A 26,426-nucleotide genomic window follows, 5' to 3' on the forward strand; every position below is an offset into this window, starting at 1 on the left:
GTCAATGGCTCCGGGCGAAATGCGCAGCCGTCTCCGTCATGCCGAAGGGCTGGGTGGCAGGCATCGCGGCGCCAATGGTGCACGCGTTTTCCAGCAGTTGCAAGGCCAGCCGCTGCACGTCCTGTGAATGGTTGGCCCGCACGGTGCTCGTGAGGATGCCGCTGCCCAGGTGCCGCTCGGCGCAGCGCTGCAGGGTATGGAGCGCCGCGTGCGTCAGGTCGGCCTGCGCCGGCCCGCCGGGCGGCAGGATGGAAGCCACCGAGCAGTGCACGCCAGCGTGCATCGCCATGTGTTTGAGCTGGCGATAGCTTTGCACCACGCTGTCCGGCCCGCCCTCGGCGATCACCAGCGGCACGGCGGCGGTGGCGCGCACCAGCGGGGCCAGCACTTCGGCGCTGGCGTACAGCACCAGGAGCGCATAGGCGCGAAAGAACGGTTGCAGCGCCTGCAGCGCGGCCGGGCCGTCGGCGGTCTGGCGTGCCAGCCGCTGCATGCCGTAGCCGGCGGGAATCACGGCCAGCGACGAGGCCGCGGGCCCGGTTTCCAGCGGGGCGCCGTTCTGCCAGGAGGGCTCGGCCAGCAAGTGGGCCAGGCCGGGCGCATCGTCGGTTTCGCGGGCGGTCCCGTCCAGCACGGCGACGGGATAGCCCAGCCGCTGCAGGCTGGAGCACACCTGCCAGAGGGTTTCCAGCCCATAAGCGGCGTCGGGCTGCGCCACCACCGCCACGATCCGCAGATCGGACTGAGGCGTGATGCTGTGCAGGCTCGCGGCCTGGTGAAAACCGGTATCAAGCATCGACCATTCCCCTTTCCGAGGCCAGCTCGGGCGAGTGCGAGAAGAAAAAGTTCAGGTCCGACGCCTTCGGGTCGAAGGCCGACTTGGCGGGCGAGCGCATCGACGTGCTGATGAGCCGGTGCGCATCGGCGGCTTCCCAGTCTTCGGGCACGCGCTGGCCGTTGGTCACGCCGCGCAGCACCATCTGGTGGCGGATCAGGGCGTCGATCGAGGGGCCGAGCTTCACGGCTTCGTCCACCTTGGACAGGATGGCCTGTTGCGAGCCTTCGGTCTTGAAGGCGCTGAGCGTGTCGTCCAGCGTGTCGCCATGGCAGCCGGCGTTCAGCACCAGCAGGCGGTTCACGTTGGGCAGGTCCAGCACGTCGAGCATGTCGCGCTTGCGCGGATCGCGCGGGGCGATGCCCGTGGTGTCGATCAGCACCATCTTCTTGCCGCCCAGCAGGCCCAGCAGGTCCTGCAGCGCGGCCCGGTCGTGCGCCAGATGGGCGACGACGCCCAGCATGCGGCCATAGGTGCGCAGCTGTTCGTGGGCGCCGACACGGTAGGTGTCCAGGGTGATCAGGCCGACGCTGCCGGGGCCATGGATGCGGGCGCACATGGCGGCCAGCTTGGCGGTGGTGGTGGTCTTGCCCACGCCGGTGGAGCCCACCATGGCGTAGATGCCGCCTTCCTCGTACAGCGGGCGCACATGCGCGTCGGTCTTCAGGTTGCGTTCCAGCACTTCCATGAGCCAGCGCACGGCATCGCCCGCGCCCAGTTCTTCGGGCAGGCGCTCCAGCACGGCACGGGCCAGCGACGGCGAGTAGCCGGCGCGGATCAGCTTGAGCATCAGGTTCGACTGGATCGGATTCTGCTTGGCCTGGCCGAGCCAGGCGAGCGTGTTGAAGCGGTCTTCGATGAGGTCCTTCATCGATTGCAGTTCGCTCATCAGGTTCTGCTGTCCGGAGGCGGGAGCTAGCGAGGGCACGGGTACCTGCATGCGGCGCGGGGCCACGGGCTCGGGCGCGATGTCCATCGGTATGGAGCGCAGCGGGTTGTGGCGCACGACGGGTGCGGATGCGGCCGCTGGCGCGGGCATGCGCTCGCGTTCACGCTCCGGAGCGCGTTCGCGGCTGCGTTCGTTGATCGATGGGGCTTCGGCCGTTCCGGTGAGGGCTTCGTGGCGGCGGCGCAGCATGCGCTCGCGCACGTAGTCCTGGAACGAGAGCGTGCTCATCGCCAGTTGCTCGGTGTCCTGCGCCACCGCACTGCGCTGCGGCTCGATGCGGGCTGCGGCCGCCTGGGGGCGGGCCAGGGTGCGCGCGGGGCTGGCGGCCATGTCGGCAGCGCGTTCCTGCAGGCGGCTGGCGGGCGCCGGCTCGGGCGCGTTTTCCAGGCTGGACAGCGTGTCTTCCGCGGTGGCCATGACTTCCACGCCGTTGGCCGTGGGGCGGTTGGACAGGATGAGGGTGCCGTCCCCGAAGGCCATGCGCGCCTTGGCCAGGGCCTCACGCGAGGTGGGGGCGGTGAAGCGTTTGATGTTCATGCGGATGCACCTTTGAGGATCGGACCAATGCGGATGGTGTGGGTTTCAGGGATCTCGCTGTGGGCGAGCACCTGCAGCCGTGGCGCGACGCGGCGCACCAGGCGGGAAATGGCGTTGCGGATCGCGTCGGGCACCAGCAGGCAGGCGGGCATGCCCATTTCTTCCTGCTTCATGGCGACTTCGGCCGCTTTCTGCGTGAGGATGTCGGCCACGCCGGGATCGAGCGACGGGCCGGCGCTGTTGCTCAGCGCCTGGACCAAAAGGCGCTCCAGGCCGGGTTCGATGGCGATCACGTTCAGTTCGCGCGTCGGACCGTAGATCTGCTGCACGATGGCGGGCGACAGCGCGATGCGCACGCGGCGGGCCAGTTCGACCGGGTCGGTGGTGGCGCCGGCGTGCTCTGCCAGCGTTTCGATGATGGTGCGGATGTCGCGGATGTGCACAGACTCTTCCAGCAGCAGCTGGAGGACTTTCTGGAACGTTGCGATCGACACCATTTTGGGTACCACTTCCTCGATGAGCTTGGGGGCCAGTTTGGCCACGTGTTCCACGAGTTGCTGGGTTTCCGTGCGACTCAGGAGCTTTGCGGCTTGAACTTGCATCAAGTGTGACAAATGCGTCGCCATCACGGTTTCTGAATCAACGACCGTAAAACCCGCCATTTGTGCCGCTTCCTTCTGGTGTTCGTCGATCCAGTGGGCGGGCAGGCCGAAAGCGGGGTCGGTCGTGGGGGTGCCGATCAAGGGCGTGGTGATGCCGCCGGGGTTGATGGCCAGGTGCATGCCGGGGAAGGCCTCGCCTTCGCCCACCACCACGCCGCGCAGGGTGATGCGGTAGGCGCTGGGCTTGAGTTCCAGGTTGTCGCGCACGTGCACGGCGGGGGGAAGAAAGCCCACTTCCTGGGCGAACTTGCGGCGCACGCCCTTGATGCGGGTGAGCAGGTCGCCCTGGCGGTTCTTGTCCACCAGGGTGATGAGGCGGTAGCCCAGTTCCAGGCCCAGCAGGTCCACGGGTTGCAGGTCGTCCCAGCTGGCTTCGCCGTCGTGGGCGGGCGGGGGCGCTTCCACCACCGGCTGCGGGGCGTTGGCGCGCTTCATCAGCGTCCATGCGGCGTAACCCAGCCCCGAGCCCATGATGAGGAACACGGCGTGCGGCATGCCGGGAATCAGCCCCAGCAGGATCAGGATGCCGGCGGTCACGCCCAGCACGCGGGGCGACATGAAGAGCTGTTGCACGATCTGGTGCCCCATGTCCTCTTCCTTGCCCACGCGCGAGATCACCATCGCCGCGGCCACCGAGATCAGCAGCCCCGGAATCTGCGCCACCAGCGCATCGCCGACCGCCAGCAGGATGTAGCTGTTGGCGGCCTGGCCGGCCGAGAGGTCGTGCTGCAGCATGCCGATGGCGAAGCCGCCGACGATGTTGATCAGCAAGATCAGGATGCCGGCGACCGCATCGCCGCGCACGAATTTCGAGGCGCCGTCCATCGAGCCGAAGAAGTTGGCTTCTTCCGCCACTTCCAGGCGCCGGCGCTTGGCTTCCTTCTCGTCGATCAGGCCGGCGTTCAGGTCGGCGTCCACGGCCATCTGCTTGCCGGGCATGGCGTCCAGCGTGAAGCGGGCCGACACTTCGGCGATGCGCTCGGCGCCCTTGGTCACCACCACGAAGTTGATCACCACCAGGATCGCGAAGACGATCAGGCCGACGGCGAAGTTGCCGCCGATCAGGAAATGCCCGAAGGCCTCGATCACCGCGCCGGCAGCGCCCGGGCCGGTGTGGCCTTCCAGCAGCACCACACGGGTGGATGCCACGTTCAGCGACAGCCGCATCAGCGTGGTCAGCAGCAGCACCGACGGAAACGCCGCGAAGTCCAGCGGCCGCAGCATGTACGCCGCCACCATCATCACCATCAGCGCGACGGCGATGTTCAGCGTGAAGAAGGTGTCCAGCAGCCAGGCGGGGATGGGCAGCACCATCAGCGCCAGGATGGCCACCACCAGCAGCGGGGCGGACATGCCCTGCACGGCCGAGGCGTTGGTGCCGGCCCACTGCCGGACGGATTTCATGGAGGGCGTCATGGTGCGGTCCCAGCGTCGGTGGTGCGGTTCAGCGGATCGAGTTCGGGCGGCACGAACGGATCGGGCTGCGCGTCGGGCATGCGGCCTTCACCGCGCATCGCGGCCTTCAGGCGGTACACGTAAGCCAGCACTTGCGCCACGGCGGCGTACAGCGTGGCGGGAATGGCCTGGTCCAGTTCGGCATGCGCATACAGCGCCCGGGCCAGCATCGGCGACTGCAGTACCGGAACCGAATGCTGCGTGGCCATCTCGCGGATCTTGAAAGCCAGCAGGTCGGTGCCCTTGGAGATCACCTGCGGGGCGCTCATCGTGCCCTCGTCGTACTTGAGCGCCACGGCATAGTGGGTCGGGTTCATCACCACGAAGTCGGCCTTGGGCACCGACGCGATGCTGGCGCGGTCGGCGATCTCGCGGGCCCGCTGGCGCTGTCGGCTCTTGGTCTCGGGGCTGCCTTCGGACTCCTTGTGCTCCTGCTTGATTTCCTCGTGCGACATCTTCTGGCGCGATTTGAAGAAGAACGCCTGGAGCGGAACGTCGACCACCGCCGCAAGAAACACCACCAGCAGCATCAGGCTCACGCCCGAGGTCATCCATTCGCCGACCCAGCGCAGCGACACCGGAGAGGGCTGGAGCACCAGCATGGAGAGCTTGTCGATGCTGTTGCCCAGGAAATTCCAGGCCACGGCGGTGATCACGCCGGTCATGAGCACCATCTTGCCCACGTTGACCAGCTGCTGCTTGGACATCAGATTGGAGAAGCCCGAGATCGGGTTCAACCGATTGAACTGTGGCGTGATCGGCTGGAAGCTGAACACCCAGCCGCCGGCGCCGATGGCGCTGGCAACGGCCGCCGCACCGGTCAGCAGTGCGAAGACGATGCTGGCGAGCACTCCGATGAAGGCCATCTGCTGCAGCCGGGTGACCATGGAGCCCGTGGCCTGCACGGTGGCGGCGTTGAACACCAGCTGCTCGCGCACGGCCAGTTGCATGTGCTCGGTCAGCATGGGAGCCAGCACGAGGACGCTGCAGGCACCCATGCCGAGCACGGCGATGTGGGACAGGTCCCGCGAGCGCGCAGCCTGGCCGTCCTTGCGCGCTTTCTGGAGCTTGTGCTCTGTCGCGGGGAGGTCTTTGTCTTGGCTGGAGTCCATGGTGGCATGACGGGTTTGGTCATGCCATTGTCGTGAGCGCCCGGAAAATCTAAAGCGCGAATAGACGGCTTGTCGGGCAGCTATTCAGGGCGGCGGGCCGGAGCGGGCCGGCAGGCCATCGTCAGGCAGTTCCGTGGTTTTATCAAAAACCATAGCAGAGTGCCGTGGGATTCATTGCCTTTCAGGTCAAAAAGGCATTCAAAGATTACGGGGATAAGCGGTGAATGCTCCTTTTTCAGGAGCATTTCGCCATCCGGGGGATCAGAAGCCCAGGCTGGCCAGCAGATCGTCCACTTGCGACTGGTCGGTGACCACGTCGGGCGTGCCTTCGGGATCGACCACGGGGCCGGCCAGATGATCGCGGCGCGCCTCCACCACGGGGGCGACCTGGGCCTGCGCAGCGGGCGGCGCGGTCTGGATGAGCAACTGCACGAGCTGCTCTTCGATCGTGGCCGCCAGATTGACCACGCGCGCGATCACCTGGCCGGTGAGGTCGTGGAAATCCTGCGCCATCATGATTTCGGTCAGGTGGCCGTCGGCTTCCTTGGTGACGCGCTCCACGTCATGCAGGAAGTTCATGATCTCGCCCTTGGCGACGGCCGCCACCGGGTCTTTCACCAGCGAGGAAACCACGCGCCGGGTCTCTTCGGCGATGAAGTCGTGCTGGGCCTTGGCCTGTTCCACCCGACTCAACACTTTTTCCGCCGCTTCGCCCGTGAGGCGAGCGATATAGGAGAGACGGCTTTGCGCATCGGGCAATTCGCCCATGGTGCCGCGCAGCTTGTCGGCATAGCCGAGTTCGTTCAGCGAATCGTGCAGCTGGCGGGTCAGCTGGCCGATCTTGTTGTGAACGGCGCCTGTTTCCGCAGGGGTGTTGTCCGAGGTGTCCATGATCACAGGCCCATTTTCTTGAGGATCAGGGTGACTTTCTCTTCCAGCGTGGCTTTGGTGAACGGCTTGACGATGTAGCCGGCAGCCCCGTTCTGGGCAGCGGCCACGATGTCTTCCTTGCGGGCTTCCGCGGTCACCATCAGCACAGGCAGGTGCTTGAGCTTGTCGTCTTTCTTGATTTCTGCCAACAACTGAAACCCGTTCATGTTGGGCATGTTGATGTCGGTGACGACGAAATCGAACTTGCTGTTGCGCAGCTTGTTCAGGGCCACCACGCCATCTTCGGCCTCGTCGGCATCGGCGAAGCCGCTTTCCTTGAGCAGGTTGCGCACGATGCGTCGCATGGTGGAGAAGTCGTCAACGATCAAAAAGCGGAGTGCAGTGGTCACGTGGGACCCTTTCGGTCGGAAATTGCAGTGTGTATTGTCATGGGCCGCAGGTTTGGTGACAAGACGTTACGGCCGAGGGGCGGATGCCGGATTCTCCCGCTTTTCGGCGGTGAACTCCGTGGAAGTGATGGTGGCAGATTTCTTGCCGAGCAGACGCTCCTCGGCTTCCTGCGTCAAAACCGTGATCGTGATGCGCCGATTGGACGGCGCCCGCGGCTCCCTGGGCTCCAGCAAATCGCTGGCCGCCAGCCCGACAACGCGGCCCAGCTTGGCATCCGGCATGCCGGCGGCCACCAGTTCACGGCGCGAGGCGTTGGCGCGATCGGCCGACAGCTCCCAGTTGCTATAGCCACGGTCGCCGTTGCCGTAGGGCGTTGCGTCGGTGTGGCCGGACAGGCTGATGCGGTTTTGCACGCCACCGAGCGCCGTACCGATTTCTCGAAGAATGTCGCGCATGTAGGGTTTTACCAACGCACTGCCGCTGTCGAACATGGGCCGGTTCTGGTCATCCACGATCTGGATCTGCAAGCCGTCGGGCGTCACATCCATGCGTATCTGAGAACGGTACTCGTTCAGTTTGGGGTTTTCAGTGATCAGCGCGTCGATTTTGGCCTGCAGCGCCTTGATGCGCTGCTCATCCTGGCGGGCGCGCTCGGCGCGTGCGGCCTCCAGGTTGGCTTTGCGGCTGGTCGAGGCTTCCGAGTCGGATCGGCGCACCTGCCCGTGCACCTTGGACAGATCGTTGCCGCCGCCGGGAATCACGCTCGAGCTGTTGCCCGCGCCGTCCCCTCCCTGCATGGCCACCTTCAAAGGCGAGCTGAAGTAAGCGGCGATGCCCTGCAGTTCCCCCTTGGCGGTCGAGCCGAGGAGCCACATCAGCAGGAAGAACGCCATCATGGCCGTCACGAAGTCGGCATACGCGATCTTCCAGGCGCCGCCATGCACGGCATGGCCGCCCTTCTTGACGCGCTTGATGATGATCGGCTGGAGTTTCTTGTCGGCCATGGCGTCCGCAGCTTACTTCTTGCCCTTCACGTGGCTTTCCAGTTCGGCAAAGCTCGGTCGGTCGGTGGAGAAAAGTACCTTTCGGCCGAATTCGATGGCGGTGGCGGGGTTGTAGCCCTGCATGCTGGCCAGCAGCGTGGTCTTGATGCACTGCAGTTCCTTGGCGGCATCTTCCAGCTTCTGCTCCACCAGGCCGCCGAGCGGCTCCACCACGCCATAGGCCAGCAGAATGCCCAGGAAGGTGCCCACCAGGGCCGAACCGATCATGCCGCCGAGCACGGAAGGCGGCTGGCCCACCGAGCCCATGGTGTTCACCACGCCGAGCACGGCGGCGATGATGCCGAAGGCGGGCAGCGCGCCCGCAAGGCGCGCAAGCGCTGCCACGGGGGCGTGCGCTTCCTGGTGGTGGGTTTCGATTTCGCTGTCCATCAGCGCCTCGATCTCGTGGGCGTTCAGGTTGCCGGACACCATCATGCGCAGGTAATCGGTCATGAACTCGATCACATGGTGGTCGTTGCCGACCGTCGGGTACTTCTTGAAGATTTCCGACTCGTGGGGCGTCTCGACATCCTTTTCGATGGCCATCAGCCCTTCCTTGCGGGCTTTCTGCAGGATGTCGTACAGCATGGCCATCAATTCCATGTACCGCGCCTTGGTGTACTTGGACCCTTTCAGCGCCATGGGCAGCGCCTTCAGCGTGGACTTCAGCACCTTCGGCTGGTTGTTCACCACGAAGGCGCCCAGCGCGCCGCCGAAGATCGTGATCATCTCGAAGGGGAGCGCCTTGACGATGACGCTCACATTCCCGCCGTGCACCACGTACACGCCGAAAATGCACCCGAGACAGACCAAGTAACCGATGATTACAAACATGCGGCCATTCTGGCAGAGTCCTTTTGAAGCGCAAAAACGGAAATGCGGGTGGGAAACACCCTAATTCGTTTCCCTTGACAAGCGCGCTGCCTGGTGGTGAAACCGGTTGCCCGCGTGTGGAAACAGGCGGGCAAACCATGGTTTATTGGGGCCATTGCAGCGCTTGCCAGCGCCTAAGATGGGCCCTGCCGTTTCGGTCCTTCGTGAAAAGATTCCTCTTTCTTTCATTGCCCGCCGCCAATGTGCTCCATGCCCACCTCCCACGACGATGCTGATGTGCAAGCGCATGCCGAGTTGCTGATCGCGCTCTACCAGGCGGAGCAATGTCTCGCGCAGCAGGATCTGGTGGGGGCCTTGACCAAGTTCACTACGGCCTTGGCGTTCGAACCACGCAACGCGGAGGTGTGGATGCAGGTGGGGCGCACCTATCTCAAGATGGAAAACTGGGCGCAGGCGATCCCGGCGCTCGAGACCGCCATCACCTTGCAACCCGGCATGCCGGATGCGCAGCATGGACTGTCGTTCGCGTTGTTCAATCTGGGGCGGCATGCCGAAGCCCTGGAAATGATCGACGACGTGTGTCGCCGCGGCAACAACCCGGCCATGTGGGTCATGCGGGCCTTTCTGCACAGCCAGATCAACCGCGACCCCGTCAAGACATTGGAGGTCTATCGGGACTGGGGACGCCGCTATGCGGATCCATTGACGCGCAAGGCGGCGCCGCTGAGCGTGGCTGACCGCCGGCCGAAAAAGCGCTTGAAGGTCGGCTATGTGACGGCCGACTTCCGGGAGCACTCGGTGGCGTTCTTCATGTTGCCCGTGCTCCGCCACCACGACCCGAAAGAGGTCGAGGTACATGTGTATTCAGGAGGGCGCCGCGACGCGATCACCGATGCCCTCCAGCAATGCGTGCCCCACTGGCACGAGATGATGCATCTGTCCGATGACGAGCTTCATGCGCTGATCCGTTCGCACGGCATCGACGTCCTGGTGGACTTGTCGGGCCACACGGCGGGCAATCGTCTTCTGGTTTTTGCGCGCCGCGCTGCACCTATCCAGGTGACGTGGCTGGGCTTCATGAATCCGTTGGGCATGAAGGCCATGGATTACCGGCTGACCGACGCGGGGATCACGCCGCCGGGGCATGAACTGCTGTACAGCGAGCGACTGTTCCGGCTGGCGTGCATGGCGAGCTATGCCCCGCCCACCTATGCGCCGCTGTGCGAGGCGCCGCCGATGCTGGGCAATGGTTACCCCACGCTCATCTCGCTCAATAACTCCGCCAAAGTCACCGACCGCATGCTGGGCACATGGGCGCGAATCCTGCAGCAGCGCCCCGACGCCCGCCTCATCATCATGGTGAAGGAGCGGTCTGCCGAAGCGGCACAGGCCAACATGCAGATGCGCGTCGAGGCTGCTGGCATGCCGGTCGATCGCGTATTCGTTCTGCACCAGCAGCCCTTGAATCAGTTCATGGAGCTGGGCCACATCGCGGACGTTGCGCTGGACACGTCCCCGATCTCGGGAGGGACGACGACGCTGCATGCGCTCTGGATGGGTCTGCCGATCGTCGCCATGGATGCAGAGCGGGGCATCGATGCGTCGTCCGCCCGCACCCTGCAGGGGCTGGGCTTCGGTGGCGAAGTGGCCCAGGATGAAGATGCGTACGTGGCTGCCGCCCTGCGGCTGATGGCTGACACGGAGGGCTTGCTCCATCTGCGCCACCATGCTCGCGAGTGGATGGGGAAAAGCGTGCTGATGGACTACGCAACCCGCACTGCCGAGCTGGAAAAGGCCTACCGCCTCATGTGGCTGAACTGCCTGAACCGGGACGCGCGCTGGCTGGGCGTGGAAGTGGATCTGGAGGCCGCCATGGCCCACACCGAAAACGCATCGCCTGCATCGCCGCGTTTGATGGGCAACGGATGACGCCCAGGCCTGCGCCAGCCCCGGTGACCCTTCCTCTGCTGGTGCCGGACCTGCCTGCGCCTGAGGTACTCATGCCGTATTTGCAGCGCATGCACGCAGCGCGGCAATATTCCAACTTCGGTCCGCTGGTCTGCGAATTCGAAACCGGCCTGAACGCGCGTTTCTCGGCACGGTCACCCGTGTCTCTGGGGTTGACGACGGTGGCCAATGCCACGCTGGGGCTGGAGCTGGCGCTGACGGCGCTGGACCTTCCGCCCCACAGCCGCGTGCTGGTGCCTGCTCTGACCTTCGTGGCCACGGCCACGGCCGTGTTGAGGGCGGGCCACCTGCCCGTTCTGGCGGATGTGGACGCGCAAAGCTGGTTGCTCACTCCCGAGATCGCACGCCAGGCCGTGGCGCAGGGAGCCGTTGATGCCGTACTACCCGTCGCCACCTTCGGCGCGCCCCATGCCATGGCTGGCTGGCACGAGTTCGAGCAGGACACCGGCATCCCCGTGGTGATCGATGCAGCGGCCGCTTTCGGCAGCCAATGGCTGGACGCACCCACTGGAACCGCTGTGTTCAGCCTGCACGCCACCAAGTGTCTCCCCGCAGGGGAGGGCGGATTCGTGGTCTCCAGTCGTCCAGGGTTGATCGCGAGAGTGCGGCAGTTGACCAACTTCGGCATCAATTTGAATCCCGCTGCTGGCGTACCGGTCGGCATGCTGGTTCGTATCGGTACGAACGCAAAAATGAGTGAATACCACGCTGCAGTGGGCCTGGCATCGCTGGATCGCTGGGATGAACGCGCTGCGCTGCGCAGATCGATGCATGCGGATTTGCGTGCCCGGCTGGATGCGGCGGCTACCCCGGCCTTGCTGCGGTGGCAGGAAATGGCGGAGCCGGTGGCCGCGCCCACCTTGCTGTGCGTGCGGTTGCCCAGTGCACAAGACCGCGAACGGCTGGAGCGCGTGTGCGCAGAGCGCCACATCATGGTCCGGCGCTGGTACCAGCCACTGCTCAATGCCATGCCCGCACTGGAAAAGCACAGTACTTGCCTGCCTGCGCCTGCCGCGGTAAAGATTGCCACCGATCTTTGTGGATTGCCTTTCTACCTGGGTATGGCAGGGGGGGATGCGGAGCGGGTGGCCGAGGCGGTGCGTGCTGCATTGGGTGCGAAGGGCGCAGCCCCTTTGGTCGGGAGTGAGGGGCAGCACAGCGCATGAAGGCGATCATCCTGGCTGGCTGGCTGGCTGGCTGGCTGGCTGGGCTCACGGCTCAGTGAAGAAACCTTGCAGAAACCCAAGCCCATGGTGGAGATCGGGGGCAAACCCATCCTCTGGCACATCATGAAGATGTATTCGCAGCAAGGTATCAACGACTTCGTGATCTGCTGCGGCTACAAGGGCTACATGATCAAGGAGTACTTCGCCAACTACTTCCTGCACATGTCAGACGCCACTTTCGATTTGGCGAATAACCGCATGGAAGTGCATGGGCGCCATGCCGAGCCCTGGAGGGGGACGCTGGTCGATACCGGGGAGACGACGATGACCGGAGGCCGCCTCAGGCGCGTAGGTGAGCACGTGCGCGGAGAAGAGGCTTTTTGCTTCACCTATGGCGACGGAGTGAGCGACATTGACATCGGCGCGCTCATCGCTTTCCACCGCAACGCAGGTGTGCTCGCCACCCTGATGGCCACGCCGCCGCCCGGACGATTCGGAGCCCTGGACTTGGATGATCGGCAATTCGTCACGGTGTTCAAGGAAAAGCCGGAAGGCGACGGGGGGTTGATCAACGGAGGATTCTTCGTGCTCTCTCCGCAAGTGCTGGATTTGATCGAGGACGACCACACCGTATGGGAGCGCGCGCCGCTGGAAACTTTGGCGCAGCGCAAACAGCTTGCCGCTTATCGCCATCCAGGCTTTTGGCAACCAATGGACACGCTGCGCGAAAAAGTTTTGCTGGAAGGGCTTTGGGCCTCGGGGAAGGCGCCATGGAAGACATGGTGAGGCCGGCAGTCGACGCCGGTTTTTGGCGAGGCAGGCGCGTATTTCTAACAGGCCATACCGGCTTCAAAGGTGGGTGGCTCAGTCTGTGGCTGCAGGCGTTAGGCGCGCAAGTCACCGGGTTTGCCCTGGAGCCGCCGGCGCTTTCGCTATTTCGCTTGGCGCAAGTGGATCGCGGAATGCAATCGCTGCTGGGGGATGTGCGGGATGCCGCCGCACTGCAGGAGGCTTTGGCTGGCAGTGGGGCTGAGGTCCTGATCCATTTGGCGGCTCAACCTTTGGTTCGGCAAGGTTATGCCAACCCGGTGGAGACGTATGCCACCAACCTGATGGGAACAGTGAATCTTCTTGAAGCAGTGCGCGCCACCCCGAGCGTGCGAGCTGTCGTGGTCGTGACCACGGACAAGTGCTATGAAAACAGGGAGTGGAATTGGGGCTACCGGGAAAACGATCTGCTGGGAGGGCACGACCCTTATAGCAACAGCAAGGCTTGTGCCGAGTTGGCCGTACAGAGTCCGTCCTGAACAATTCGCAAGTCGTTGATCTTGCTTGCAGTTCTTGGGGTTGATGGCCGCAGCCTTTGCAAGGTATGGTTCTGCCAATACCTGTTTTCTTGCAAATTCCTCCGGAGATTCCATGGGCCCGAAGCCTTCGCAGCCGCAAACGGCCGAACTGTTCCGTCCAAGGTTGGACGAGTTGATCAACATGCGTCACCCGCTGGTCAAGCTGGCCGCGCAGATCGGGCGCTACGCGCAAGCCAAGCAGTTGTCAGGCCAAAAGCGTGGCATCACGCGAACGCTCAAGGCCATGATCAAAAGGCGCAGTGCCATCGAGCCCGCCATTGGGCACATGAAGATGGATGGGCGACTTGCCCGCAACCCGCTCAAGGGCGCGCTGGGCGATGCGCTGCATGCGGTGATGTGCGGCCGGGCACGACCTGCGCCTGATCCTGGCCGCGCTGCGGCTTTTTTGCGCCCGATTCTGGCTGCCGATGCAGGCGGTCATCGCCGCGTTGATCGCCACTCCGGTCGAGCACCAACCGGCGTGCGGGTAAAAACAGAATTATTCAGGGCGGACTATTTATGGCTTTAACCACTTACACCATCAGCGACCTCGCCAAAGAGTTTGATTTAACGACGAGGGCCATGCGCTTCTATGAAGACATGGGATTGCTCCAACCGGAAAGAACGGGGCCAGGTGGGCGAACCCGCCTCTACAGCGCTCGCGATCGAACTCGGCTTCGGCTGACGCTTCGAGCAAAGCGCTTGGGCTTGTCGCTGACCGAAGCGAAAGCAATCATCGACCTGTACGACAGCCCCCGTGATACCGGGGTACAACTGCGCAAATTCCTTGATGTGCTGGGGGAGCATCGCAAGCAATTGGAAGAGCAGATGGCAGACCTTCAAGCCAACCTGGAAGAAGTGAGAGAGCACGAAAAAGAGGCCCGTGCACTGTTGGCAAAAGCAGAGAAGAAGAAATGATTCATAATTGACGTTTACGTAAACGTAAATCATTCATTGCCATGCCACTCACGTTGTCCGAACAACATGGTTTTTTGCACGCGGGCATGGTGTCTACCGCGTTGGATTCGGCCTGTGGTTATGCAGCCTTCACGCTGATGCCCGCGGATGCCGCTGTGTTGACGATCGAATTCAAAATCAATTTGCTTGCGCCGGCGCGCGGACCTCGCTTTCGCATGGAAGACCGAGTGATCAAGCCTGGCCGAACCATCACTGTGTGCGAAGGCCGCGCTTTCAGTTCGGATGACCATCAGGAAAACTCATTGCCACGATGAGCTGCACCCTCATGTCCGTTATCGGGCGTGACGGCGTTGCTGGCTGAATTTCTTCTTTATTGATGCCAAAACAGGAGACATAGATATGACCGTTGCGAGCCTTCCCGGCCTGAATTTCCAGTTGGGTGAAGACATTGATGCATTGCGCGACGCCGTGCGTGACTTCGCACAGGCAGAAATCGCTCCGCGTGCGGCAGAGATTGATCGCACGGACCAGTTTCCCATGGACCTGTGGCGCAAGATGGGTGATTTGGGCGTGCTGGGTATCACTGTGCCGGAGACCTATGGCGGTGCACAAATGGGATACCTCGCTCACATGGTGGCAATGGAAGAAATCTCTCGTGCCAGCGCGTCCGTCGGCCTGTCTTACGGGGCCCACAGCAACCTTTGCGTGAACCAGATCAACCGAAACGGCACGGAAGAGCAAAAGCAAAAGTATTTGCCGCGCTTGATCAGCGGTGAGCATGTAGGCGCCCTTGCCATGAGCGAGCCTGGCGCGGGCTCCGACGTGATCAGCATGAAGCTCAAGGCGGAGGACAAAGGCGGCTACTACCTGCTCAACGGCACAAAGATGTGGATCACCAACGGTCCGGACGCTGACACCTTGGTGGTCTATGCCAAAACCGAGCCCGAGTTGGGCGCTCGGGGCGTCACTGCATTCCTGATCGAAAAAGGCATGAAGGGCTTCAGCATCGCGCAGAAGCTGGACAAGCTGGGCATGCGAGGCAGCCACACCGGTGAGTTGGTGTTCGAAAACGTCGAAGTGCCCGCCAGCCAAGTGCTGGGTGCTCTCAATGGCGGTGCCAAGGTACTCATGAGTGGGCTCGACTACGAGCGGGCCGTACTGACGGGAGGGCCGCTCGGCATCATGCAGTCGGTGATGGATAACGTCGTGCCGTATATCCACGATCGCAAGCAGTTCGGCCAGAGCATTGGTGAATTCCAACTGATCCAGGGCAAGGTGGCGGACATGTATACCGTCCTGCAGGCCGGTCGCTCATTTGCATACACGGTGGCGAAGAATCTGGACATGCTGGGCATCGACCATGTGCGGCAAGTTCGCAAGGATTGCGCCTCGGTCATTCTCTGGTGTGCGGAGAAAGCCACTTGGATGGCTGGCGAAGGCGTCCAGATCTTCGGGGGCAATGGCTACATCAACGAATACCCGCTGGGGCGCTTGTGGCGAGATGCAAAACTCTACGAGATCGGCGCGGGGACGAGTGAGATTCGGCGTATGCTCATCGGCCGCGAATTGTTCGCGGAAACATGCTGATTTGTTGAACAATCTTCTGAAAGAGCCAAAATGACCGTTCCTGACATTGAACAACTTTTTGTCCACAACCGCGCGTGGGCAGCGCAGATGAAGCGGGAACGTCCCGGGTTTTTCACGGGCCTCATGGCGCAGCAGAAGCCCAAGTACATGTGGGTCGGCTGTTCCGACAGCCGCGTGCCGGCCAACCAGATCACCGGGTTGGAGCCGGGCGAGGTGTTCGTGCACCGCAATGTGGCCAACGTGGTGGTGCCCACCGACCTGAACTGCCTCTCCACCATCCAGTACGCGGTCGACCAACTGCGCGTCGAACACCTGATGGTGGTCGGCCATTACGGATGCGGTGGCGTGCTGGCCGCGCTGCAGGACGTGCGCGTGGGTTTGGCGGACAACTGGATCCGTCATGTGAAGGATGTGCGCGACCGCCATCGTGAGCTTATCGCCGCGACGCCGCAGGCGTGGCGCCACGACGCGCTTTGCGAGCTCAACGCCATCGAGCAGGTGATGAACGTCGCGCAGACCACCGTGATGCTGGACGCCTGGGCGAGCGGCCAGAAGGTCACCCTGCATGCCTGGTGCTATGGTCTCAAGGACGGGTTGATCAAGAGCCTGAACCTGGAGGTTTCCGGCACCGAAGGCATCGACGAGCTCTACCAGGCGGCCGTTGCCGGCATCGCGGCCACCCGCCGCGAGTAAGGTCGTTCCCCTTCGCAGGATGCGGCCCATGTTCCCGCAGCGACTGGACTCCCCGCACGCCTATGCGATTGCCAAGGCGATGATGGATGGCTTCAACCGCCACTATCAGCTGTTTCGCACGGAGTCCGCTCGCGCCAGGCACCGGTTCGAAACCGCCGATTGGCACGGACAGCAGCGGGCCCAGCGGGAACGGATCGAGTTCTACGATCTGCGCGTGAAGGAATGCGTGCGGCGGCTGGACAAGGAGTTCCAAGCGGGAGAGCAACCGATGGATGTGTGGCATCAGGTCAAGCTGCACTACATCGGTCTGCTCGTGGACCATCACCAGCCCGAACTGGCCGAAACGTTCTTCAATTCGGTCACGACCAAGATCCTCCACCGCACGCATTTCCATAACGACTTCATCTTCGTGCGGCCGGCGGTCAGCACGGAATACATCGAGAACGAAGAACCTGCGGCCAGGCCCACCTACCGGGCCTATTACCCGTCGCCCGGGACGCTGCACGAGACGCTGGTGCGCATCGTCGATAACTTTCAATTGCAGCGGCCCTTTGAAAACCTGGACGGCGACATTCGCAATGTGTTGTCCGCCCTTCAAAACCGCCTGGGGCCTCACACCAAGCTGCGCACCAATTTCCAGGTGCAGGTACTGTCCGGCCTGTTCTACCGGAACAAAGGCGCCTATCTGGTGGGCAAGGTGATCAATGGCTTCAACGAGCTGGCCTTCGCGCTGCCCATACTGCATGGCGATGCGGGTGGCCTGGTGATCGACGCGGCGCTGTTCGGCGAGGACGATCTGCAAATGCTGTTCAGTTTTGCCCGCGCGTATTTCATGGTGGACATGGAAATCCCGAGTGCATACGTGCAGTTTTTGCGCAGCCTGATGCCGCGCAAGCCACGCGCCGAGTTGTACAACGCACTGGGGCTGGCCAAGCAGGGCAAGACACTGTTCTACCGCGACTTCCTGCACCACCTGCGCTATTCGAGCGACCTTTTCCGCATCGCTCCGGGCATCAAGGGCATGGTGATGCTGGTCTTCGATCTCCCGAGCTTTCCGTTCGTCTTCAAGCTCATCAAGGATTACTACCCGCTGCAAAAAGACACGACGCGCGAGCAGATCAAATCCAAATACCTGCTGGTCAAGCAGCACGATCGGGTGGGCCGCATGGCCGATACGCTGGAGTACAGCGAGGTGGCGTTTCCCCGCGAGCGGTTCGAAGACGAGCTCATCGCCGAGATCGAAAAATTCGCCCCCAGCCAATTGGAGATCAGCGACCGGGACGGTGACGGGCAGACGGAAGTCATCATCAAGCACCTGTACATCGAGCGGCGCATGATCCCGCTCAACATCTACCTGCAGGAAGCTTTCGAGATCGGCCTGCACGATGGGCGGGCGCGCCAGCAGATGGAGCGCAGCGTCATCGAGTACGGCAACGCCATCAAGGATCTCGTGGCCGCCAACATCTTTCCCGGCGACATGCTGTGGAAGAACTTCGGCGTCACGCGCAACGGCAAAGTGGTGTTCTACGACTACGACGAGATCGAATACCTCACCGATTGCCAGTTCCGCCGCGTGCCCGCCGCCCGCAACGAGGAGGACGAGATGAGCGGTGAGGTCTGGTACGCCGTTGGGCCGCGCGACGTCTTTCCCGAAACCTTCGGTCCCTTCCTGCTCGGCAACGACGCGGTGCGCGAAGTGTTCATGCGCCACCATGCCGATCTGCTGGATGCGGATTTTTGGCAGACGCACAAGGAGCGCATCCAGGCAGGCCACGTGTACGACGTTTTCCCGTACGACAACGAGCGGCGGTTCCCGCCGCGATCCGCACCGCCGCATTGAGCGGAGAGGATGGCGCGGCATTCCTTTTTCCGAATTTTTCCCACCCTTTGCAGCAGGAGCAACAGCATGAGCAGTGATTCCATCGTCATCGTCGGTGCCGCGCGCACCCCCATGGGCGCCTTCCAGGGCGACTTTTCCAGCCTGGCCGCACACGACCTGGGCGGCGTGGCCATCCGTGCCGCCGTCGAACGTGCGGGCATCTCGCCGGAGTTGGTGCAAGAGGTGCTGTTCGGCAACTGCCTCATGGCCGGGCAGGGCCAAGCGCCTGCACGCCAAGCCGGTTTCAAGGGCGGTCTGCCCGAGAGCGCTGGCGCCGTGACCTTGAGCAAGATGTGCGGCTCGGGCATGAAAGCTGCGATGTTCGCGCACGACCTGCTGCTGGCCGGCACGCATGAGGTGATCGTCGCTGGCGGCATGGAAAGCATGACCAACGCGCCGTACCTGTTGCAAAAGGGCCGAGGCGGCTACCGGCTGGGCCATGACCGCATCTTCGACCACATGATGCTCGACGGCCTGGAAGACGCTTACGAGCCCGGCCGCTCGATGGGTACTTTCGGCGAAGACTGTGCCGGTAAGTACGAATTCACGCGCGAGCAGCAGGATGCTTTCGCCACGGCCAGCGTTCAACGCGCCAAGGCCGCCAGCGACTCCGGCGCATTCGCCGACGAGATCGCCCCGGTGACCGTCAAGACCCGCTCGGGCGAGACCGTGGTGTCGATCGACGAAGGCCCCGGCAAGGTCAAGCTCGACAAGATTCCCCAGCTGAAACCCGCGTTCAAGAAGGACGGCACCATCACGGCGGCGTCCAGCTCCAGCATCAACGATGGCGCCGCGGCGCTGGTGATGATGCGCGAGTCCACCGCCAAGAAGCTCGGTTGCCAGCCCATCGCGCGCATCGTGGCCCATGCCATGCATGCACAGGCCCCCGAATGGTTCACCACCGCCCCCGTCGGTGCCACGCAAAAAGCGCTGAACAAGTCCGGCTGGAGCGTGCTGGACGTGGACCTGTGGGAGGTGAACGAGGCCTTCGCCGTCGTGCCCATGGCGCTGATGAAGGAGTTGAACGTGTCGCACGACATCGTGAACGTGAACGGCGGCGCCTGCGCGCTGGGCCATCCGATCGGCGCCAGCGGCGCCCGCATCATGGTCACGCTGATCCACGCCCTCAAGGCGCGCGGCAAGAAGCGCGGCCTGGCGACGCTGTGCATCGGCGGTGGCGAAGGCACGGCCGTCGCGCTGGAACTGGTGTAATCGGCTGCGACTTGTTTGCTATTAAAATAATAGCTATATGCCTTAGATATTATTGCCCTGGAGGCCAATTTGACTCAAGGAATTATGCCGTGACCCAGACCGTTCTCGTCATCGGCGCATCGCGCGGTCTCGGGCTGGAATTCGTGCGGCAGTACCGTGCAGCGGGCTGCCGCGTGATCGCCACCGTGCGGGACGAAGCAGGGCGCGACCGCCTGCGGGCCCTGGGTGCGCAACCCCTGCTCGTGGACGTCGCCAACCCGGCCAGCGTCAGCGGGCTGGCCTGGCAGCTGGACGGCGAAAAAATCGACGTGGCGCTGTACGTTGCGGGCGTGATCCGCCGGCCCTCTGCGCTCACCCCGCCCACGCGCGAGGATTTCGACGCGGTCATGCACACCAACGTGCTCGGCGCCATGCAGGCGCTGTCACAGGTCGCACCGCAGGTGGCGCAGGCAGGCGGCATCTTCGCCTTCCTGTCGTCCACCATGTCCCTGATCGGCAGCGTACCGAACAGCGACTCCTGGCTGTACCGCACGAGCAAGGCCGCCCTCAACATGGCGGTGGCCGCGGCGCAGCACGACCATCCCGAAGCGACGCTCATCACCCTCGACCCGGGCTGGGTGAAGACCGACATGGGCGGCGACGGCGCTGCGCTCACGCCCCAGGCCAGCGTGCACGGCATGCGCAAGGTGCTGGCCAGCGTCACCGCTGCCGACCGTGGGCGGCTGCTTCACCATGACGGCCGGCGGGCCGATCACTGGTGACCGTGGCAGCGCTGGGTGCTTCGCGCGGGGCGGCAGTGATCGCACCGACCGCGCAGGGCGCCAATCGCTTCAACCTGCTGCGGCTGGCGGCGGCGGTTGCCGTGCTGCTGTCGCATGGAGAGTTCCTTTACCGCCTGACCATGGCGGTGCCTTTTGCCGGGCACAGCGTGGGTTCGCTGGCGGTGTATTGCTTTTTCTTCATCAGCGGCTACCTCGTGTGCCAAAGCTGGGAGCGCGAGCCGCACCTGGGCCTTTTCTGGGCCAAGCGCGTGGCGCGCATCTTTCCCGGCCTGATCGTGGCGACCGCGTTTTCGGTGTTCGTATTGGGTTGGGCGATGACGCAGCTGTCCACGCAGCAATACTGGTCCGATGCGCGCACCTGGATCAATTTCTTCAACAACGCCTTGGGACTGGCTTTCATGCAGGTGCTGCCCGGCGTGTTCGAAAACAACCCGTTCGCACGCTCGGTCAATGGCTCGCTCTGGACGATCCGATATGAACTGCTGATGTACGTCCTGCTGTCGCTCGCGGGCGTGGCTGGCTGGACGCGCAGGCGCTGGGTCTACCCGGTGGCCGCGCTGCTGATGGCGGTCTCCTGGCAATGGGCGCGTGTGGCAGGCTGGAACGACTATGTTGATGCGGGCCCGCGCTGGTTCAAAGCGTTTTTCCATTGGTTCCAGTGGTCAGACGTGTCGGGATTCGGCGTGGTTTTTCTGCTCGGCTGCACTTTTGCCGCCTACCGGGTTCGCAGCGGGGCCTGGCTGCTGCCGGTGGCCGGGATGGGCGGCGTGCTCGCGCTGGCCACTCCGTTCGCCTGGAGCGTGCAACTGGGCGTGTGGATGCTGGTGGCCGCAGGCATCTTCTGGGCTGCGCACGCGGGCGCGGGGCGTTCCAAGGGTTGGCCGCGCGAGGACCTTTCCTACGGCGTGTACATCTACGCCTTCCCGATCCAGCAGGCCGTGACCGAGATCGGTCTGCAGCGGGGCTGGAGCCTGGCTGCGTGCCTCGCAGTGTCGCTCGTGTCGACGCTGGTCATGGCTGCGTTCTCGTGGTTTTGCATCGAAAAGCCAGGTGTGCGCTACGGGCGGCGCGTGGTCGAGCAGTGGTCGCGACGCCGCAGCCTGCGTGTGCAGAGCGCGCCGGTGTAGCAGGCGGCTGGCACCCCATCAGAATTTTCAGGGCCTCTTCAGAGCCTTCCCTTTCGACGACGGAGACAAAACATGCTGTTGAACCAAGACCAGGAAATGATCCGCGACGCCGTGCGCGACTTCGCCCAGCGCGAGCTGTGGCCTCACGCTGCCCGCTGGGACCGTGAACACCACTTCCCTCGCGAGGCCCACCAGGGCCTGGCTGCGTTGGGCGCCTACGGCATCTGCGTGCCGGAGGAAGACGGCGGCGCGGGCCTCGATTACCTCACCCTGGCATTGGTGCTGGAGGAGATCGCCGCGGGCGATGGGGGCACCAGCACCGCCATCAGTGTGACCAACTGTCCGGTGAACGCCATCCTCATGCGCTACGGCAATGCCGCGCAAAAGAAACACTGGCTGGCACCGCTGGCCCAAGGCCGGATGCTGGGCGCCTTCTGCCTGACCGAGCCGCATGTGGGCTCGGACGCGTCCGCCCTGCGCACGACGGCCGTGAAGGACGGCGACGGCTACGTGATCAACGGCGTCAAGCAGTTCATCACCAGCGGAAAGAACGGCCATGTGGCCATCGTCATCGCGGTGACCGACAAGGGGGCGGGCAAGAAGGGCATGAGCGCCTTCCTCGTGCCCACCGATTCGCCGGGCTACACCGTCGCGCGGCTGGAAGAAAAACTCGGGCAGCACAGCAGCGACACCGCGCAGATCCAATTCGACCAGTGCCGCGTTCCGGCAGAGAACCTGATCGGCGCGGAGGGCGAGGGCTACAAGATCGCACTCGGCGCGCTGGAAGGCGGGCGCATCGGCATCGCCGCGCAGAGCGTGGGCATGGCGCGCAGCGCGTTCGAGGCGGCGCTCGCCTATTCGAAGGAGCGCGAGAGCTTCGGCACGCCCATCTTCAACCACCAGGCGGTCGGGTTTCGGCTGGCCGACTGCGCCACGCAGATCGAGGCGGCTCGCCAGCTCATCTGGCACGCGGCGGCGCTGCGCGATGCAGGCCGGCCATGCTTGAAAGAGGCCGCCATGGCCAAGCTGTTTGCCAGCGAGATGGCCGAGCAAGTGTGCAGCGCGGCGATCCAGACGCTGGGTGGCTACGGCGTGGTGAACGACTTCCCGGTAGAGCGCATCTACCGCGACGTGCGCGTGTGCCAGATCTACGAAGGCACGAGCGACGTGCAGAAGATCATCATCCAGCGCGCGCTGGCCTGAGCGGGCTGAGCCCGGGCTCCCTGCGGCGCGTCCGCGGTCGCCGCTGCAGTCCGGCGACGCAGGTGCCGCTCCCAGTGCGCCGCTGGTCCGGTCGATGGTGTTTCGCTTGCCAGCCCGGTGCTTCGCTGCGGCGTGTGAGCTGATGGCCGGCCTCCGCCATGCTCTCGAAGGCCGGCACGTCCCGGCGGCAGAAAGAGAGCCATGTTGCCGGATATTCCTTCTCGGATCGCCCGCAGTTCAGCCCCCCGCGCGCTGCGCATTTCCACCGAGATCACCCCGGCCTCCCCCCCTGCGCCGCCCTCGCCGATGGCGCTGGAGGGGCCCGTCGGGCTTCGGAGCGCCACAAGTCGTCCCCGGGGCGCTGCCGACCAGCTATCGCCCTTGCGCAGCCAGTTGCCCCTGGTGCGCAGCCCGCAGGCAGCCCACCGGTCGCCAAGCGAGATTCAGCCGGAAGTTGCCGAAGAAAACACGCCGCCGCCGCAGGGGAGCGCACACCGGCCGGGGCAACGGCCCCGTCAGACGCTGGCGGATTTGTTCCGACGGGATTCCGCGGAAGTGAACGCACCGAAACGGGAGGAGAAAGCCCAGGGCCGCAAGCCTCCGTCCCTTCCGACGCTGGCCGAGTTGTTTCGGCAGGAAACAGCCGAGCAGGCGGAGCAGGCCGAGCAAGCCCGGCGCGCCGAACTGGCGCGATTGATGCGGTCGGCCCTGCCCGATGGCGGCGCGGCCATGAAGCGGCTCAAGGAGCGCGCGGTCAGAAAGCATCCGAGGACAGCGGCTCAGATATGGCAGGCGGTCCAGACCGGAATGCCCAAGACCATGAAAGACCAGCGCCGCAGGGACTTCGAAGCCCTGGTGCGGACCGATTTGAAGGCGCTCGCCGAAACCGGCCAGATCACGCCCATGTCGGCCGTCGAAACAATGTCCGAGGCGGTGAGCAAAGGCCTGTTCGGCCAAGGCATCCTGAAGAGGGATCGGGCGCTGCTGCTGGACGTGTTGGGTGAGCTGTCCATCGATGGCATTTACCAGCGGCTGAAGCTGAAGCAGACGCCGGATACCCTTGCGGCCTATACCGACGCAGACGTGCTGGAGCCACCCAAGAGGTTCGGAACTGGAAGCTTTAGCACGGTCTATGCCGTGAAGGTGAGCGAGCCCGACGGCTCCGAACGGGACGTGCTCTTCAAGCCGATTCCTCAAGAGGAGCACTGGTCTTTCGCGGGCTGGAAGACCGGCATCCCAAAAGACAATCCGCAGACCGCGATGCGCAACATCGCAACGCTCGCGTATGCGAAGAAGCTCGGCTTCGATGTGATCGTGGACACGCGCGTGGCGCTGATCAATGTCGGAAAAGACCCTTTCGAGCCGGCTCTGGGGCTGGTCATGGAGCCGGCGAAAGGCAAGTCGGCCGAGCTGGCCGATGGAGGCGTTTTCGCACGGGCCGACGTGTGCGCGGAGATCACCAAGCTCCAGCTGCTCGACCACCTGACGGGGGAGGGTGATCGCCATGGCCTCAACTACTTCATCCATCTCGACCCCGATGATCGGCCCAGGATCATGGGCATCGACAACGAAGAGTGCTTCGGTGAGAAGCTGACCGATCCCGCCGGCACCCAGAAACTCGACAACGACGAAAGCAGGTTGTTTCAAGGCGTGGGGCTTCCTGCGGTGATCGATACCGAAATGGAAAGCGCGATTCATGCCATGTCGCAAGAGGACATCCGCTCCCTGCTGAGTGACAAACTGAACGACGCGGAGATTTCGGCAGCGCTGCAGCGCTATCAAGGCCTCAAGGAACACATCGCCCAGTTGCGAGAGGCAGGGCATGTCATCGAACCGGAACGGTGGGGCGCACCGGAGGTGCAGCAACTCCTGACGCCTGAGAACAGCTACTTCGCCCGGGATCGCCACTGACGGCGGTTTCGCCATCGATCCGGCAAGGAGCCCGCCGCTGCGGGGGATGCGCAGGCCTTCGCGGCACCGAGGATGCGTGGGTGTCGGCGTGCCGTTTCGCGTGCCGGCCCAGCACTTCGCGGCGGTCTGCGACCCGCGCTCCGTCGTCCGACATACTCTTGGACACCGCACCCTTTGGGCGGCAGAGAGAGAGTCGTTTTGCTTGAGAACCTGTTTCGGACCGCTCGGAACTCCGCACCCGGTGCTCCGCGTGTCCAACTCGACACTGCGCCTTCCACGCCGACATCGCGGGCGCCTGTCGCGTTAAAGGCCCCCTCGGGGCTGGGCGGTGCGCCGAAGCGCCTGCAGGGCGGCGAGCAGCTTTCGCCCCTGCGCAACCCGTTGCCGCAGCCAGCGGTGGAGGGCCATCGGCCGACCCATCGATCGCGGGGCGAGATCCAATCCCATTCCTTCGACAGCAGCGACTTGCCTTCGCCGGGAGCGCAACAGCCCCAAGCGGCAGCCCGCCCGAGGCTGGGCGAATTGCTCGCCCAGGAACTGCGCCAGGAAAAAGCCGAGGAGGCCGAGAAGGCCGCACAGGCAAGCCAGGCGAAGCAGGCCCGCCGAGATGCGCTGGAACAACTGGTGCACGCTGCACTGCCCGATGGGGGCCAAACCATGAAGCGCTTGAAGGCGCGCGCGGCCAGAAAGCACCCGGCCACGTTGGCGGACCGATTGAACGCGGTCCGCAACGGCGCTCCCAAGCCGATGGAAGGTGAGCGAAAGACGGCGTTCGAGGCGCTGGTTCGCGCTGACCTGCTGGACATCGCGGACGCCGGCGAGATCGATCCGTTGGTGGCGGTCGACAAAATGGCCGAGGCTCTGGAGGCGGGGATGCTCGGCAAAGGCATTCTGGAGAGCGATCGGCAGTTGCTGGAGGAGGTGCTGGACGGCCTGTCGATCGACCGTCTGTACACGCAGCTGAATTTGAAGATGACGGACGACACGATGCCCGCGTTCACCAATGCGCAGGTGCTGGAAGCGCCGACGTTTCTGGGCGAGGGGAAAATCAGCAAGGTGTACGCGCTCAAGATCCAGAACACCGATGGTTCTCCGATGGATGCCGTCTTCAAGCCGCTGGAATACGAAGTGCCTGGTTTGGACGAATGGAGCGTGGTGGCCAGGCTGACGGGCATCTCGCGAGAGGAGCCCCAGACGGCAATGCGCAACCTCGCGACCGTCGCCTATGCCAAGACGCTCGGCTTTCACGTGGTCACCGACACGCGCGTGGCGCTGATCGACATCGGGTATGGCCCCTTCGAGCCCGCTCTTGGCCTGATCATGGAGCGAGCCAAGGGCAAACCGGCTGAAGAGATCGATGCGGAAGTCCTCGTGCAGGCGAAGGTGTGCGCGGAAATCACGAAGCTGCAATTGCTCGACCATCTGACGGGCGAAGGCGATCGCCACGACAAAAACTATTTCATCGACGTCGGGTCCGATGGCCGCGCCCAGGTCATGGGCATCGACAACGACCAATGCTTCGGCGCGGCACTGACCGACCCGGCCGGCGCCCAGCCGGACCTGGCCCATCCGCTGCGCCAGGCGCTTCACGGCACGGCGCTTCCTCCGGTGGTCGATACGGAGATGGAACTGGCCATCCTCATGCTCACGGAAGAGCACATTACGTCGATGCTGGAAGAAAAGCTGAACGATGCCGAAATCGCGGCAGCGATCCAGCGGTACCAAGGCGTCAAGCAGCATGTGATTCAGCTGCGGCAGGACGGCCTGGTCATCGAGCCGCATGAATGGGGGCAGGCCCATGTGCAGGAGCGCCTGACCCCTGAGAACAGCTATATGGCGCGCGAGCTCGAAGTGGCGAAGGCTTTCGAAACCACGGCCCCAGAGCACGATGCCGCCCCCGAAAACGACAACCGTTGAGAACTTTTC

Annotated in this window: 21 protein-coding genes and 3 pseudogenes; 16 read left to right on the forward strand and 8 right to left on the reverse strand. The window is 63.9% G+C overall.

The window, feature by feature from the left end:
* Position 1: 1 nt before the first annotated feature.
* The 8 genes from AVHM3334_RS12950 to motA form a co-directional block, all read right to left on the reverse strand.
* Complete coding sequence (locus AVHM3334_RS12950) at positions 2 to 796, reverse strand: hypothetical protein (RefSeq protein WP_284412843.1); 795 nt, start codon at positions 794 to 796, stop codon at positions 2 to 4.
* Positions 789 to 2,321, reverse strand: a complete 1,533-nt coding sequence (flhF, locus tag AVHM3334_RS12955) for a flagellar biosynthesis GTPase FlhF (RefSeq protein WP_284412845.1) — start codon at positions 2,319 to 2,321, stop codon at positions 789 to 791. The genes AVHM3334_RS12950 and flhF overlap by 8 nt, the downstream gene beginning before the upstream one ends.
* Positions 2,318 to 4,399 carry a flagellar biosynthesis protein FlhA gene (gene flhA, locus AVHM3334_RS12960; RefSeq protein ID WP_272550778.1) on the reverse strand — a complete coding sequence of 694 codons (2,082 nt, stop codon included), beginning with the start codon at positions 4,397 to 4,399 and terminating at the stop codon, positions 2,318 to 2,320. Before flhA ends, flhF begins: the two co-directional genes overlap by 4 nt.
* Positions 4,396 to 5,550: an EscU/YscU/HrcU family type III secretion system export apparatus switch protein gene (locus tag AVHM3334_RS12965; RefSeq protein ID WP_284412848.1), complete on the reverse strand. Its 1,155-nt coding sequence runs from the start codon at positions 5,548 to 5,550 to the stop codon at positions 4,396 to 4,398. Before AVHM3334_RS12965 ends, flhA begins: the two co-directional genes overlap by 4 nt.
* Before the next feature lie 261 nt (positions 5,551 to 5,811).
* A complete protein-coding gene (locus tag AVHM3334_RS12970) occupies positions 5,812 to 6,441 on the reverse strand; it encodes a protein phosphatase CheZ (protein WP_284412850.1) in 630 nt (209 codons plus the stop codon).
* A 2-nt stretch (positions 6,442 to 6,443) separates the two neighbouring features.
* Entirely contained in the window at positions 6,444 to 6,830 is a 387-nt protein-coding gene (gene cheY, locus AVHM3334_RS12975) for a chemotaxis response regulator CheY (protein ID WP_092745669.1), read from the reverse strand.
* A gap of 66 nt (positions 6,831 to 6,896) precedes the next feature.
* Complete coding sequence (motB, locus tag AVHM3334_RS12980; protein WP_284412852.1) at positions 6,897 to 7,835, reverse strand: flagellar motor protein MotB; 939 nt, start codon at positions 7,833 to 7,835, stop codon at positions 6,897 to 6,899.
* A 12-nt stretch (positions 7,836 to 7,847) separates the two neighbouring features.
* Positions 7,848 to 8,708: a flagellar motor stator protein MotA gene (motA, locus tag AVHM3334_RS12985; RefSeq protein WP_092745671.1), complete on the reverse strand. Its 861-nt coding sequence runs from the start codon at positions 8,706 to 8,708 to the stop codon at positions 7,848 to 7,850.
* 249 nt (positions 8,709 to 8,957) lie between these two features.
* Between motA and AVHM3334_RS12990 the strand changes: the two genes are divergently transcribed.
* From AVHM3334_RS12990 to AVHM3334_RS13065, 16 genes and pseudogenes are all read left to right on the forward strand, one after another.
* A complete protein-coding gene (locus AVHM3334_RS12990; protein ID WP_284412855.1) occupies positions 8,958 to 10,637 on the forward strand; it encodes an O-linked N-acetylglucosamine transferase, SPINDLY family protein in 1,680 nt (559 codons plus the stop codon).
* 23 nt (positions 10,638 to 10,660) lie between these two features.
* Positions 10,661 to 11,842, forward strand: coding sequence for a DegT/DnrJ/EryC1/StrS family aminotransferase (locus tag AVHM3334_RS12995; RefSeq protein ID WP_284412857.1), 1,182 nt, complete (start codon positions 10,661 to 10,663; stop codon positions 11,840 to 11,842).
* Between the two features lie 15 nt (positions 11,843 to 11,857).
* Positions 11,858 to 12,628: a glucose-1-phosphate cytidylyltransferase gene (rfbF, locus tag AVHM3334_RS13000; RefSeq protein ID WP_284412946.1), complete on the forward strand. Its 771-nt coding sequence runs from the start codon at positions 11,858 to 11,860 to the stop codon at positions 12,626 to 12,628.
* Positions 12,622 to 13,128, forward strand: a pseudogene (locus AVHM3334_RS13005) (GDP-mannose 4,6-dehydratase); the annotation flags it as partial. The gene rfbF and the pseudogene AVHM3334_RS13005, both read left to right, overlap by 7 nt.
* A gap of 265 nt (positions 13,129 to 13,393) precedes the next feature.
* Positions 13,394 to 13,679: pseudogene (locus AVHM3334_RS13010) on the forward strand (IS5/IS1182 family transposase); the annotation flags it as partial.
* 28 nt (positions 13,680 to 13,707) lie between these two features.
* Positions 13,708 to 14,106 (forward strand): MerR family transcriptional regulator, encoded by a 399-nt coding sequence (locus AVHM3334_RS13015; RefSeq protein ID WP_284412859.1) that lies wholly within the window; start codon positions 13,708 to 13,710, stop codon positions 14,104 to 14,106.
* A 53-nt stretch (positions 14,107 to 14,159) separates the two neighbouring features.
* Positions 14,160 to 14,467, forward strand: a pseudogene (locus tag AVHM3334_RS13020) (PaaI family thioesterase); the annotation flags it as partial.
* Positions 14,468 to 14,505: 38 nt separating this feature from the next.
* Positions 14,506 to 15,693, forward strand: coding sequence for an isovaleryl-CoA dehydrogenase (locus AVHM3334_RS13025; protein WP_284412861.1), 1,188 nt, complete (start codon positions 14,506 to 14,508; stop codon positions 15,691 to 15,693).
* A gap of 30 nt (positions 15,694 to 15,723) precedes the next feature.
* Positions 15,724 to 16,386 (forward strand): carbonate dehydratase, encoded by a 663-nt coding sequence (can, locus tag AVHM3334_RS13030; RefSeq protein WP_284412863.1) that lies wholly within the window; start codon positions 15,724 to 15,726, stop codon positions 16,384 to 16,386.
* Positions 16,387 to 16,414: 28 nt separating this feature from the next.
* A complete protein-coding gene (gene aceK / locus AVHM3334_RS13035) occupies positions 16,415 to 18,226 on the forward strand; it encodes a bifunctional isocitrate dehydrogenase kinase/phosphatase (protein WP_284412865.1) in 1,812 nt (603 codons plus the stop codon).
* Between the two features lie 66 nt (positions 18,227 to 18,292).
* Complete coding sequence (locus tag AVHM3334_RS13040; RefSeq protein ID WP_284412867.1) at positions 18,293 to 19,477, forward strand: acetyl-CoA C-acyltransferase; 1,185 nt, start codon at positions 18,293 to 18,295, stop codon at positions 19,475 to 19,477.
* An 89-nt stretch (positions 19,478 to 19,566) separates the two neighbouring features.
* Positions 19,567 to 20,238, forward strand: coding sequence for an SDR family oxidoreductase (locus AVHM3334_RS13045; protein ID WP_284412868.1), 672 nt, complete (start codon positions 19,567 to 19,569; stop codon positions 20,236 to 20,238).
* A gap of 2 nt (positions 20,239 to 20,240) precedes the next feature.
* Entirely contained in the window at positions 20,241 to 21,386 is a 1,146-nt protein-coding gene (locus tag AVHM3334_RS13050) for an acyltransferase family protein (protein ID WP_284412870.1), read from the forward strand.
* 72 nt (positions 21,387 to 21,458) lie between these two features.
* Positions 21,459 to 22,589 (forward strand): acyl-CoA dehydrogenase family protein, encoded by a 1,131-nt coding sequence (locus tag AVHM3334_RS13055; protein ID WP_284412872.1) that lies wholly within the window; start codon positions 21,459 to 21,461, stop codon positions 22,587 to 22,589.
* A 201-nt stretch (positions 22,590 to 22,790) separates the two neighbouring features.
* Positions 22,791 to 24,500: a hypothetical protein gene (locus AVHM3334_RS13060; RefSeq protein WP_284412874.1), complete on the forward strand. Its 1,710-nt coding sequence runs from the start codon at positions 22,791 to 22,793 to the stop codon at positions 24,498 to 24,500.
* A gap of 465 nt (positions 24,501 to 24,965) precedes the next feature.
* Complete coding sequence (locus tag AVHM3334_RS13065) at positions 24,966 to 26,417, forward strand: hypothetical protein (protein WP_284412876.1); 1,452 nt, start codon at positions 24,966 to 24,968, stop codon at positions 26,415 to 26,417.
* Positions 26,418 to 26,426: the final 9 nt, after the last annotated feature.

Source organism: Acidovorax sp. SUPP3334 (assembly GCF_030159055.1).
Taxonomy (GTDB): Bacteria; Pseudomonadota; Gammaproteobacteria; order Burkholderiales; family Burkholderiaceae_C; genus Paracidovorax.

Bases quoted from the DNA above. Each gene is read 5' to 3' on its own strand.
- AVHM3334_RS13060 (WP_284412874.1), top strand. From the start codon at position 22,791: ATGTTGCCGGATATTCCTTCTCGGATCGCCCGCAGTTCAGCCCCCCGC.
- flhA (WP_272550778.1), bottom strand. From the start codon at position 4,399: ATGACGCCCTCCATGAAATCCGTCCGGCAGTGGGCCGGCACCAACGCC.
- motA (WP_092745671.1), bottom strand. From the start codon at position 8,708: ATGTTTGTAATCATCGGTTACTTGGTCTGTCTCGGGTGCATTTTCGGC.
- AVHM3334_RS13025 (WP_284412861.1), top strand. From the start codon at position 14,506: ATGACCGTTGCGAGCCTTCCCGGCCTGAATTTCCAGTTGGGTGAAGAC.
- AVHM3334_RS12970 (WP_284412850.1), bottom strand. From the start codon at position 6,441: ATGGACACCTCGGACAACACCCCTGCGGAAACAGGCGCCGTTCACAAC.
- AVHM3334_RS13040 (WP_284412867.1), top strand. From the start codon at position 18,293: ATGAGCAGTGATTCCATCGTCATCGTCGGTGCCGCGCGCACCCCCATG.
- flhF (WP_284412845.1), bottom strand. From the start codon at position 2,321: ATGAACATCAAACGCTTCACCGCCCCCACCTCGCGTGAGGCCCTGGCC.
- motB (WP_284412852.1), bottom strand. From the start codon at position 7,835: ATGGCCGACAAGAAACTCCAGCCGATCATCATCAAGCGCGTCAAGAAG.
- AVHM3334_RS12965 (WP_284412848.1), bottom strand. From the start codon at position 5,550: ATGGACTCCAGCCAAGACAAAGACCTCCCCGCGACAGAGCACAAGCTC.
- aceK (WP_284412865.1), top strand. From the start codon at position 16,415: ATGTTCCCGCAGCGACTGGACTCCCCGCACGCCTATGCGATTGCCAAG.
- can (WP_284412863.1), top strand. From the start codon at position 15,724: ATGACCGTTCCTGACATTGAACAACTTTTTGTCCACAACCGCGCGTGG.
- AVHM3334_RS13015 (WP_284412859.1), top strand. From the start codon at position 13,708: ATGGCTTTAACCACTTACACCATCAGCGACCTCGCCAAAGAGTTTGAT.
- AVHM3334_RS12990 (WP_284412855.1), top strand. From the start codon at position 8,958: ATGCCCACCTCCCACGACGATGCTGATGTGCAAGCGCATGCCGAGTTG.
- AVHM3334_RS13055 (WP_284412872.1), top strand. From the start codon at position 21,459: ATGCTGTTGAACCAAGACCAGGAAATGATCCGCGACGCCGTGCGCGAC.
- AVHM3334_RS12950 (WP_284412843.1), bottom strand. From the start codon at position 796: ATGCTTGATACCGGTTTTCACCAGGCCGCGAGCCTGCACAGCATCACG.